11 protein-coding genes are annotated in these 11,086 nt (G+C 60.3%); all 11 read left to right on the top strand.

All coding sequences use genetic code 11. From position 1 onward, the window contains the following. The first annotated feature begins 230 nt into the window (after positions 1 to 230). The 11 genes from dnaJ (at position 231) to dnaG (ending at position 11,050) form a co-directional block, all read left to right on the top strand. The gene (dnaJ, locus tag KGL31_07905; GenBank protein MDE2321823.1) at positions 231 to 1,343 is read left to right on the top strand and encodes a molecular chaperone DnaJ; all 1,113 of its coding nucleotides are present in this window, start codon (positions 231 to 233) and stop codon (positions 1,341 to 1,343) included. 42 nt (positions 1,344 to 1,385) lie between these two features. Further along, positions 1,386 to 1,769 (top strand): helix-turn-helix transcriptional regulator, encoded by a 384-nt coding sequence (locus tag KGL31_07900; protein ID MDE2321822.1) that lies wholly within the window; start codon positions 1,386 to 1,388, stop codon positions 1,767 to 1,769. Between the two features lie 144 nt (positions 1,770 to 1,913). After that, positions 1,914 to 2,762, top strand: a complete 849-nt coding sequence (gene htpX / locus KGL31_07895; GenBank protein ID MDE2321821.1) for a zinc metalloprotease HtpX — start codon at positions 1,914 to 1,916, stop codon at positions 2,760 to 2,762. A gap of 24 nt (positions 2,763 to 2,786) precedes the next feature. After that, the gene (locus KGL31_07890; GenBank protein MDE2321820.1) at positions 2,787 to 3,428 is read left to right on the top strand and encodes a hypothetical protein; all 642 of its coding nucleotides are present in this window, start codon (positions 2,787 to 2,789) and stop codon (positions 3,426 to 3,428) included. 18 nt (positions 3,429 to 3,446) lie between these two features. Then, entirely contained in the window at positions 3,447 to 4,187 is a 741-nt protein-coding gene (locus tag KGL31_07885; protein ID MDE2321819.1) for a nucleotidyltransferase domain-containing protein, read from the top strand. Continuing rightward, positions 4,177 to 5,028, top strand: coding sequence for a TPM domain-containing protein (locus KGL31_07880; GenBank protein ID MDE2321818.1), 852 nt, complete (start codon positions 4,177 to 4,179; stop codon positions 5,026 to 5,028). Before KGL31_07885 ends, KGL31_07880 begins: the two co-directional genes overlap by 11 nt. A 142-nt stretch (positions 5,029 to 5,170) precedes the next feature. Further along, the gene (locus KGL31_07875) at positions 5,171 to 5,677 is read left to right on the top strand and encodes a peptidylprolyl isomerase (GenBank protein MDE2321817.1); all 507 of its coding nucleotides are present in this window, start codon (positions 5,171 to 5,173) and stop codon (positions 5,675 to 5,677) included. A 355-nt stretch (positions 5,678 to 6,032) separates the two neighbouring features. Further along, complete coding sequence (rpsU, locus tag KGL31_07870) at positions 6,033 to 6,230, top strand: 30S ribosomal protein S21 (GenBank protein ID MDE2321816.1); 198 nt, start codon at positions 6,033 to 6,035, stop codon at positions 6,228 to 6,230. Between the two features lie 3 nt (positions 6,231 to 6,233). Further along, entirely contained in the window at positions 6,234 to 6,686 is a 453-nt protein-coding gene (locus KGL31_07865) for a GatB/YqeY domain-containing protein (protein ID MDE2321815.1), read from the top strand. Positions 6,687 to 6,819: 133 nt separating this feature from the next. Beyond that, on the top strand, positions 6,820 to 9,234 hold the full coding sequence (locus KGL31_07860) for an endonuclease MutS2 (GenBank protein MDE2321814.1): 2,415 nt from the start codon (positions 6,820 to 6,822) through the stop codon (positions 9,232 to 9,234). Then, positions 9,206 to 11,050, top strand: coding sequence for a DNA primase (dnaG, locus tag KGL31_07855; GenBank protein ID MDE2321813.1), 1,845 nt, complete (start codon positions 9,206 to 9,208; stop codon positions 11,048 to 11,050). The genes KGL31_07860 and dnaG overlap by 29 nt, the downstream gene beginning before the upstream one ends. The last annotated feature ends 36 nt before the right edge of the window (positions 11,051 to 11,086 follow it).

Genomic DNA, 11,086 nt, shown 5'->3' with positions numbered 1-11,086 from the left:
TGACGACCCGTGCTATCTCACGGTCTCACCGGACCAAGACTGACGCGGTCTGTCACGTCCGGATGTGTTAGATCCTCGACCACGACTCTATACCTGTTCATGACGCTACTGTAAAGATACAAGACTGAAGACTGAAGGCTTATACGAATAACGCAGCGATCACACACCATGTCGAGCACGTAAACCCTCCAGCCTTCAGTCTAAACGCCTAAGGAGTTACCGGTGCAAGCATGAATAAGCGCGACTACTATGAAGTCCTTGGCGTCCGCAGAGGCACCTCGGACAAAGAGATCAAGCACGCCTACCGGCGCCTGGCCAGGAAGTACCACCCTGACGTCAACCCCAACAACAAAGCGGCCGAGGCGAAGTTCAAGGAGATCACCGAGGCGTACGATGTCTTGAGTGACCCGGCCAAGCGCGGGCAGTATGACCAGTTCGGGCACCAGGTCTTTGGCGCGGGGCACGAGGCAGGCCGGCAGCCCGGAGCGGGACCGGGTGGGTTCGACTTCACCCAGTTTGACCTCGGGGGCCCTGGCGGGATAGAAGATCTCTTCTCTGACCTGCTTGGCCGACATGGGCAGGAGGCCCAGACCGGGCCATCCAAGGGCGAAGATCTCCATTACGCCGTTGACCTGAAGTTCGAAGACGCAGTCCGGGGCCTCTCCACCGAGATCAGCCTCGAGCGGCGCGTCCCCTGTCCCTCCTGCTCGGGCACAGGGGCCGGGACAGGAGGTAAGTTTTACGCCTGTCCTGCCTGCGAAGGCAGCGGGCGGGTGCGAGGGAAACCTGGACTGTTTGGCGGACACCAGGCGTGCTCCAGGTGCCGTGGGACCGGCAAGCTACCCTCATCCCTGTGCAACGCCTGTCATGGAGCAGGGACGGTACTCAAGACCGAACGAATCGCCGTGAAGATCCCGCCGGGCGTGGAAAATGGATCGAATGTCAGGGTCCAGGGAAAAGGCCATGTGGGGCGACTCGGGGGTCCATCCGGGGACCTATACATCGTGACCCGTGTCCGCCCTCACCCCTTGTTCGAGCGGAAGGGGGATAATATCTACTGCGAAGTGCCGATTTCCGTGGCTGAGGCCGCGCTGGGGGCGAAGATTGAGGTCCCAACTGTAGACGGGAAGGCTTCGATGCGAATCCCCCCGGAGACGAGCAGCGGGCAGGTCTTTCGTCTCCGCAACATGGGGGTGCCGCACCTGAAAGGCTCGGGACGGGGTGATCAGTTCGTCACCATCAAGATTGTTCTACCCCGGAACCTCGATACGCGATCGCAAGAACTGTTCCGGGAGTTGGGACGCCTGCATCCGGAGGATCCAAGGCGGGCAATCTGGAAGTAACCATCTTCTCATTGGTACGGGGGAACTGAAAGGGGGATGAAAGTGGGGCAGCGGCGACGTCGATATTCGATCAGCATCGTGGCCGAGATGTTCGATATCCACCCGCAGACCCTCCGGGTCTATGAGCGGGAAGGGCTCCTTCAGCCGGCCCGCACCGAGGGCAATACGCGGGTCTATTCGCAAGAGGATGTGGAGCGAATTGAACTGATCCTGCGGCTGACCAAGGAGCTCGGCGTGAATCTGGCTGGAGTCGAGGTCATCCTGAACATGCGGGATCGGATGGACAGGATGCAGCGCCAGATGAATGAACTGCTGCGGGCAATGGCCGAACAATTCGATGCCGAGATAAAACACTGGGAGGGCCGCGAGGAAGAGGGACTTGTGCCGGTCAGAAGACGCGGGCTGCTCCGCCGGGTTCACCCATAAAGGGGTGAGTGCTACACCGATTCAACCCCCGTTGAACCGGTTATCCTTGACACAGCGGAAGTACCGCACTACTGTATAGAAGGAGTATAATTTCAGCGCGGAATAAGCGTATCTCCGCGTTGAATGAAGGAGGGTGAACGCACCATGAATAATACGTTGAAGACCACAGCCCTGCTGGGGCTGCTGACCGGCCTACTGATCCTGATCGGAGGCTACTTTGGCGGGAGCCGAGGGATGAGCATCGCCTTCGTCATGGCCTTCCTGATGAACTTCGGGTCCTATTGGTTCTCGGACCGGATCGTCCTCGCGATGTACAGGGCCCAGCCTGTCAGCGAGGCTGAAGCGCCGGAGCTGCACAGGATTGTCCATGGGCTGACGCTGAGAGCCCATATGCCGATGCCCCGCATCTACGTCCTTCCCACCGAGGCCCCCAACGCCTTTGCGACCGGGCGCGACCCCGAACATGCAGCCGTCGCCGCCACTGAGGGAATCCTGCGGATTCTCAATGAGGAGGAGTTGGAGGGTGTGCTGTCGCATGAACTGGCCCACGTGCGCAATCGCGATACGCTGATCAGCACTATCGCGGCAACACTCGCGGGCGTCATTGTGATGCTGGCCCGGATGGCGATGTGGATGCCGATCTTTGGCGGCGGGGGCCGCGATGACGATGATCGCGGGGGAGGCGCCATGGGATTTCTGTTCCTGGCCATCCTGGCCCCTATCGCGGCGACGCTCATCCAACTGGCGATCTCGCGGTCCCGGGAATTTCAGGCCGACGAATCGGGCGCTCGACTGACCCACAAGCCGTATGCCTTGGCCTCAGCCCTTCAAAAGCTTGAGGTCGGCGCCAACCGTCTGCCTATGGAGGCCAACCCCGCCACCGCACACCTGTTCATCGTGAACCCACTTCGCGGGGACGTACTGTTCAAGCTTTTCTCCACCCACCCGCCCGTCGAAGAGCGTATTGCCCGCCTGCGAGCGCTTGTGGCCTGAAGCGATTCACGTGCGCGGTAGAACGTGAAACCTCTATTTGCCAACGGGCCTGTAGCCCGTTTTTTTTCTCTCCTGATCGTGATAACGCTGACCGCGTGCGCCTTAGGTCCGAGCGGCAAGTCCGGGTTGATGCTGCGCCCTGGGCCACAGCGTCAACCCACGTTACAGGCTCAGGGTGACCTGATCATTGCCACCCTTGGCGGAGCGACGGTCACCGTTGAGCCTCTGACGGAGAAAGGCCTTGACGCCTACTACGCGCGGCGACCAACCCTGCTGAACCCGTTTAAAATACTTCCGAAGAAAACCAAGGGGCTTCTCGCCTTCATTCTCCGAATCCAGAACGTGGGACGAGATCGCGTCAATTTCGATCCGGGCCAGGCCGTGTTGGTGGACCAGCAGGATCGCCGATCGGCAGCGCTCTCGTACGATGAGCTGTACAGTCTCTTTTCCGAACATCGCGAGTCGGCAAAAGCCTTGCGAGCACTGGACGAAACCGTGTTGACCAACTTGTTGGTTGTGCCTCCGAAACTCGACCGGGAGGGTTTGCTCCTCTTCCCACCACTTGATGCTGACGCCAAAGCGGTCATCCTTGAGGTCGGCTCCTTCTATATCGGCTCGGCCGAGCAACTGCTACTGTTCGAGTTCGAGGTCCGGCGTGCGTCATGACCTACCATGGGATGGGGGATGGATAAGACAATCCCGTCGGCCGGCTTGGGGGCAACATTAGAGGGACAACTCCAGGCAGTTGTCGATTCCCTCAACCGGGTGTACCATCGGCAACTTGTTTCGGTCTGGCTCTATGGAAGCGCTGCTCGTGGCGATTTCATCCCCGGCCGATCCGATGTAAACCTGCTGGTTATCTTGCAATCGGTCAGGCTGGAGGAGTTGGCGGAGACGGCGAAGCAGCTTCGCCGATGGCGGAGGCTCAAGATCGTCCCCCTGCTCCTTACGGAAGGCGAGCTCCGGCTCGCCGCCCGCGCCTTCCCTCTTGAGGTGTCGGATATCCAGGAGTCCGGTCGCCTACTGTGTGGCTCTCACGCACTCTCCGCCATCGTGGTGTCACCCGAGCATCTTCGGGCCCAATGCCGACGAGAGCTCCATGGCGTGCTGATCCGACTGCGGCAAGGATACCTGGAGCTGTCGGATCGCGGAGAGGCGCTTGACGGCCTCCTTGCGGGCGCCATCACCTCCCTCCTCCCGGTCTTTCGCGCCATCATACGTCTGGACGGGACGCCTGTCCCGACCACCGATATGGAGGTCATTGAATCGGCAGCTTCACAACATCATCTCGATCGGGACCTCTTGACTACGCTCCTCGCTCACAAGCGTGGATCGATCCGACTGGCCACCGCCGATATCAGGCAGATCCTTTCCCGCCTCATTGAAGAGTGGGAGCGGGTGGTTGCGCTTATCGATGCCGCCTGACCGTCGCCTCTCGTCCCCCTCTCACTTCATCTATCGCTGGCTTCCACTCTACTGCGCGCTCGCTCTTTGCCTGTTCTCCGGATCGCCCTCCGCCGGCATCTCCCTCCCCAAGCCCGAAGGGTGGGTGAGCGATCTCGCCGGTCTGCTCGATGCCTCCACGAAGCATCGTCTGGAGCTGTTCCTGACAGAGGTCAATCGACAAACGGGGGTCGAGATCGCTGTCGTGACCATCCCGAACCTCGGTGGACAGTCGGTCGAAGAGGTCGCTGTCGAGGCGTTTACTGCCTGGGGGATCGGCAAGAAGGGGCAGGACGAAGGGATGTTGCTGCTGATCGCTCCGACAGAACGGCGGCTTCGGATCGAGGTGGGTTACGGTCTGGAGGAAACGATCCCTGACGGACTGGCCGGAGAGATCATCCGCGATACGATCACGCCGCGCTTCCGAGAGGGCCAATTCGCCGAAGGGATCGAGGCGGGCATCGCCCGGATCGTCGAGATCATCGCTAGGCACAAGCAGATTCAGATCCCATCGCCCGACTCGTACCGCCTTCAGGCGCCGGTTCCCGAACGGAGAACCGGATCAGTACACCTGGTTTCTCAGACTACTCCCGTCCTGCTCTTCTTACTCCTGCTGGTTGGGCTGATTGCCATCAGCATGGCAAGCGAGCGGTCATTTCGTCGCCGCGACCCGCGCGGATTCCGCAATCGCTTCATCTGGTTTCCGATCGGCCCCTACAGCGGCGGCTGGTCAGGTGGCGGCTTCGGCTCCTCAGGCTTTGGCGGATTCGGTGGCTTCGGCGGCGGATCGAGCGGAGGCGGCGGCGCCAGCGGAAGCTGGTGACCCCACAATGTACACCGTTGCTGTAACTGCTTAGAGAGCCCCTATCTGTTCTGGGGGTCAGCGTGCGGGAAATGGTTTGACAGGTAAAGGTGGTGGTGGTATTGAAAACCGACACAACTTCAACTCTAACAGGAGGAATGCGATGCGAAGCGCGATTGGAATGCTGGGGGTCGGGCTGGTCTTGTTGAGTTTTCATGCTGTGGCCGAGGCCGAGACTACGAAAAATCCAAAGGCTGTCATCGAGATGGCGGCCGGCAAGATCGTAGTGGAACTCTACGCGAACGACGCCCCAGGGACCGTAGCGAACTTCATCAAGCTAGCCAAGCAGGGTTTCTACAACGGCCTCACTTTTCATCGGGTTGTGCCCGGCTTTGTCGCTCAGGGCGGTGATCCGAAGGGAGACGGTACCGGTGGGCCCGGTTACACCATCAAGGATGAAGTCAATTCGCGCAAACACACCACCGGAGCGGTGGCCATGGCGAAAACCGCTGCGCCCAACAGCGCTGGGAGTCAGTTCTACATCACCCTGGCGCCACAACCCAGGCTGGACAGCGGATACACGGTGTTCGGCCAGGTCGTGGAGGGGATGGACATCGTTATGAAGATCAAGCGGGGGGACGTCATGAAGAAGGTCACGATTATTGAGTGAGGCTACACGCTGAGCCGATTTGGAAGGTGTTGAACAACCTGCTTGGCAGAAAGTAGTGTGCTGTCCCGGTGAAATCTTTACAGTCCGTTCGTGGTGAGCCTGTCGAACCACTGATGGGAGGCGTTGAGTACACATTGCCCTTCGACTGGCTCAGGGCGAACGGTAAATGTAAAGAAGTGCTAGGAACGCTGCACTGGAAAAGCTTAACGCTGGTAAAAACATTGACATTAACGTGCGAATGGTGCGATCATAATAAAATATAGCCGAATCGGGATGCGGCAGCCTCCAGCTTCCGCAGAGAAGCCTGTCAAACCGTAGTGCATCTCATCGCTATTGACAAGGGGGTGTGAAGGGGATGGCGAGTGTGACGGTCAAGGAGGACGAGTCGTTCGAGGTCGCCCTCCGCCGTTTCAAGAAACAGTGCGAGAAGGCTGGGGTCTTGTCAGAACTCCGCAAGCGCGAGCATTACGAGAAGCCCAGTGTCCGCCGCAAAAAAAAATCGATAGCTGCCAGAAAGAAGGCCTTGAAGCGTGTCCGCTTCGGTGTAGAGTAGGGCGTGGGCGTGTTAAAGGCGCGATTGGCCGAGGACCTCAAGACGGCCCTCAAAAGTGGGGATCGCTTGAGGACGTCGGTGCTTCGGCTGCTCAGCGTGCTCATTAAGAATAGGGAAATAGAAAAGCGGGGAGAGTTAGACGACTCGGAAATCATCCAGGCGGTGATCGCGTCTTGCAAGATCCGAAAAGAGGCCATCGAGCAGTATATGAAGGGGGGACGCGATGAACTGGCCGCGAAGGAGGAGGCCGAGCTGAAGCTCCTCGAATCGTACCTGCCTCCGCCGCTCTCTCTGGAAGAGCTTCAAAAAAAGATAGAGGAAGCGGTGGGCGCGGCGCAGGCGAGTTCTGTCAAGGATATGGGGAAGGTCATGGCTCTCCTGATGCCGGAGATCTCAGGCCGGGCTGATGGGAAGGTGGCCAGCCAGATGGTCAAAGACGCATTGTCACGGCGGTGATGACCGCGCAATTGCCTCATCACGAATTGACCCCCATACTGGGGTGGGCCGTCCAGGGGACTCGATTTCGAGTCCCCTGTGCGTTTATAGTGGATCCACGCGGTCCCTGGGCATCCGGAGGCCCATGCGTTAGATGAATCAGATCGACCAGCACACCCTCGAAGTCCTGGAGTGGCCGGCCATCCAGGCACGATTGGCTGCCAAGGCCGGATCGCCGCTGGGAAGAGAGTTGGCACAAGGCATCCATCCTCTTCCAACGCTGGAGGAAGCGAAGACAGTCCGGAACGAGGTTGAGGAGTTCCGGGCGCTGCTGTCCAGGGAAGCCACACTTCCATTTGACCAGCTGTTTGACATCAGAGAGTCGGTCCGGCGATCCCGACCAGAGGGGACCGTGCTCGCGGCAATCGATTTCATCAGGGTCGCCACATCGCTCGAAGCGGCAGCGGCGATCCGCCACGTAATCGTACGCTCCAGGGAGTTGTGCCCGCAACTTCATGCCATCGCTTCCCGACTGGATGATCATACCGACCTGATAGAGGAGATTCATGCAGCCATCGACGCGGATGGAGAGATCAAGGACACGGCCAGCCGCAAGCTCAACCAGCTTCGACTTCGACTCCATGAACTCCGCAACCTGATCCATGCTCGATTGCAGTCTCTGCTGATGGCCCCTGCCCTCCAGCCCTACATCGCCGAATCGCTTGTGACGCTCCGAAACGACCGGTATGTGATCCCTGTCAAACCGAACTACCGGGCCGTCGTGAAGGGTGTGGTCCAGGATCGATCCGTCAGCGGCGTCACCATCTTCCTGGAACCCCAGGAGGTGGTAGAGCTCAATAACCAACTACGGTTGTTGCAGCGATCTGAAGAGGAGGAGATCAGAAGGGTGCTGGCCGCGCTCACTGCCTCTCTCCGCTCTAAGGCCGATGCGGTCCTCTCGACGATACTGCTCGCGGCTGAATTGGACGTCCGATCTGCCGCGGCTCGATTTGCCGACGCGCTTCACTGTGCCCCTGTCTCCTTGAAAGACAGAGGTCCTCTGCTGCTGCGCGAGGCCCGGCACCCGCTCCTGCTGGAACAGATAGACGCGGCCGGGGCTCACCAGACCGTACCCATCGACCTGCGTCTGGGCGATGGCTTTGACGCGCTGCTCATCACCGGACCGAATACCGGCGGCAAAACGGTCGCCTTGAAGACCGCCGGCCTGCTCTCGCTGATGGCGCAGGCCGGTTTACACCTGCCGGCCTCTCCGGACTCCGAGGTCCCCTTGTTCAGCGGCGTCCTGGCGGATATTGGCGACGAGCAGAGCATTGAGCAAAGCCTGAGTACCTTTTCCTCCCACATCAGTCAGATTCGGCGCATCCTCGACGCGGTACGCCCCGGGACCCTGGTATTGCTTGACGAGCTCGGCGCCGGCACCGATCCGGTCGAAGGGGCGTGCCTGGGAATCGCCATCCTTGAGGCGCTTCTGGAGCGGGGCGCGCTGGTCGTGGCGACCACGCACCTGGACGCCATCAAGGCCTATGCCTATTCGCATCCTCGAATCGAAAACGGCTGCGTTGAGTTCGACCTTGACACCCTGAAACCGCTGTATAAATTATTAATTGGACTTTCTGGTCGCAGCCATGGCCTGGCGATTGCCGCTCGGGTCGGGTTGCCTCCGGGAGTCATTCAGCAGGCTGAGAGGCTGCTTGGCGAGGGACGCGATCCTTTACGTCTGCTGCTGGATCGGCTGGAGGGCGAGCAGGCGCGCCTCGCCGAAGAGCGTGAGACACTGACCCGCGAGGCCGCCGAGACGGCGAAGGCGCGCGGTGAGGCCGAGGCTCGACGGGACGCGGCGAGGGCTGAGGCTGAGCAATTGTACCGGCTGGCCTGTCAACAGACCGAGGGAGCTGTTGCTGACGCTCGAGCTGAGATCGATCGACTCCTCCGGGAGTTCAGGTCGGAGCAGTCACGTGGGCGGTCGGCGGCGCAGGTGCGCCGGCGACTCTTCGACCTGGAGCAGGAGACAAAGACCAGACTCAGCGATGTGACCGGTTCGGATCGCGTAGAAAGCAACATTGACGCGGCTTCGGTTCGCGATGGGCAGGAGGTTGTCATCAAGGGGCTCGGGCAGCGTGGGACTGTGATCGGAAAGCCCTCACCTGCCGGGATAGTAGAAATCCGGCTTCCTCTTGGCAAGGTGAGGGTCCCTCTGGAAGCCGTTGTGTCCCCGGGTGATTCCGGTCGGAGTGAGACGAACAGGCCGATCCGACTATCCAGGACACAGGATGACGTGAATGGGGAACTGAATCTGATCGGGTGTGATGCGACTGAAGCGGCACGGCGTCTTGACCAGTATGTTGGAGACGCTTTCATCGTCGGACTTTCCACCGTTCGCATTATCCATGGAAAGGGCTCTGGAATCCTCAGAAAAGCGGTTGCGGAGCTTCTTCTCAACCACCCGCTGGTCGAGAGCTTTCGGGTAGCCGACTACCGTGAAGGAGGGATCGGCGCTACCATTGTAGAGTTACATCCCCATGGTGTTCACATGGGCGGAGCGGCATGAAAAGGATGAGCGGACAGTGATCTCGGAGGAGGCGGTCTCCCGGGTGCTGGCCGGTACCGACATCGTACAGCTTGTTGGCAGCTACCTCCCACTGAAGCCTGCCGGACGTCACTATAAGGCCCTGTGCCCCTTTCATAGCGAAAAGACCCCTTCTTTCACAGTCAACCCGGAGCGTCAGATCTTTCACTGTTTTGGCTGCGGGGAAGGCGGGGATGCGATCGGGTTCCTGATGAAGCAGGAACACCTGAGCTTCCCCGAGGCGATCCGGTCGTTGGCCGATCGAGCCGGGATCAGCCTGCCGGCGCAATTCCGCGACAATGCCAAAAGAGGGACGGGACAGAACGAGCACGCGCGCCTGGGGCTGCTGGAGATTCACAAGGTGGCGGCGGAATTCTTTCGCCACCAGCTTCAGCATCAGTCGGTCGGGACGACTGCCCGTGAGTATCTGAAAAGTCGTGGAATCCCGGATTCAGCGGTTGAGCAGTTCAGGCTCGGGTACGCAGCAGCTTCCTGGGATGGGCTCCTTCGCCACCTGCTGCGCCGGGGATTCTCCAAGAAACAGGTGGAGGAGGCGGGGCTGGCGCTGCCGCGCAAAGATGGGAGTGGGGCGTATGACCGCTTTCGAAACCGGCTGATGATCCCGATCTGCGATCCGACGGGTCAAGTGATCGCCTTCGGCGGCCGTGTCCTGGACGATTCCCTGCCGAAATACCTGAACTCTCCGGAGACCCCTATCTATAAAAAGGGGGCGCATCTTTTCGGTCTGCACCTGGCGGCACCCGCCATTCGCGATCGGGGGTCGGCCCTTGTGGTGGAAGGGTATTTCGACCTGATCGCGCTGCACGCGCATGGCGTACAACACACCGTGGCAGTCCTGGGCACAGCGCTGACCGCTCAACAGATCGGCCTGCTCCGCCGGTTTACGACACGGGCGTTACTGATATTCGATCCGGACCCGGCCGGGATCGCCGCGGCGAGGCGTTGCGTCGAGAGCTTACTCAACAGCGGGCTGGACTGGCGGGTGATCCTGCTGCCGGACGGAGAAGATCCTGATCGTTTTCTGCGGGAGCGCGGCCCGTCAGCGTTCGCCGAGGCGCTCGCACAATCGAAGGACCTGATAGAGTTCCTGCTCGATCGGAAGGTCTCAGGGTTCGATCTGACCAGCCCCGAAGGCCAGGCCGAAGCGGTGAATGCCGTCCTGCCCATCTTAGGCGCCGTCGGTAATGAGATTACGCGGCAGCGTTATTCGGAAAAGCTGGCGCGCCGCGTATCGCTCTCCAATGACGCGATCGTCCGCGAGCTCAACCTCCAGGTGAGAGGCCGCAAGCGGGACACCATGCCGCCAACGCTGCAACCCAGAGGGTTGCCGTCGATAGAGTGGAAGCTTATCCACCTGGCGCTGCACCATCCCGGCGCGGCCCATCGTGTGCGGGAGTGCGTGCGGCCGGAGGAGTTGGAGGATCGCATACTTCGCAGGATCTTTCAGTACGCGATCATGGAGCCCGAGGCGAGCCGTGGCGCGATACCCCTCGCGATGGTAGAACCGGGAGCGCAGCGGGTACTCACGCAGTTGTTGGCAACAGATCTCGGGGAGTACGACGGGGAGGAGGCGATTGAGCGAGCCCTCTCCGATTATCTTGCGCGCCTCGCAGTCAGGCATGAGCGCGAAAAGGGCGATGAACTCCGGCGACAGATGGAAGTGGCCGAACGAGCGGGTGATCATGCGACCGTTACGCGCCTGCAGGCCCAGTTTCTTGCGCTCAGCCGCGACCGGCCTCCTCTTGCGTCCGGACAGTATCGCGGGGCCTTGAGATAACTTATAGCTCATAGTTTCATAGCAGATGACTGACAG

This window comes from Candidatus Methylomirabilota bacterium (assembly GCA_028870115.1).
GTDB lineage: Bacteria > Methylomirabilota > Methylomirabilia > Methylomirabilales > Methylomirabilaceae > Methylomirabilis.
Note: the sequence above shows the minus strand (reverse complement) of the source record. Positions and strands in the feature narration are given on the sequence as shown.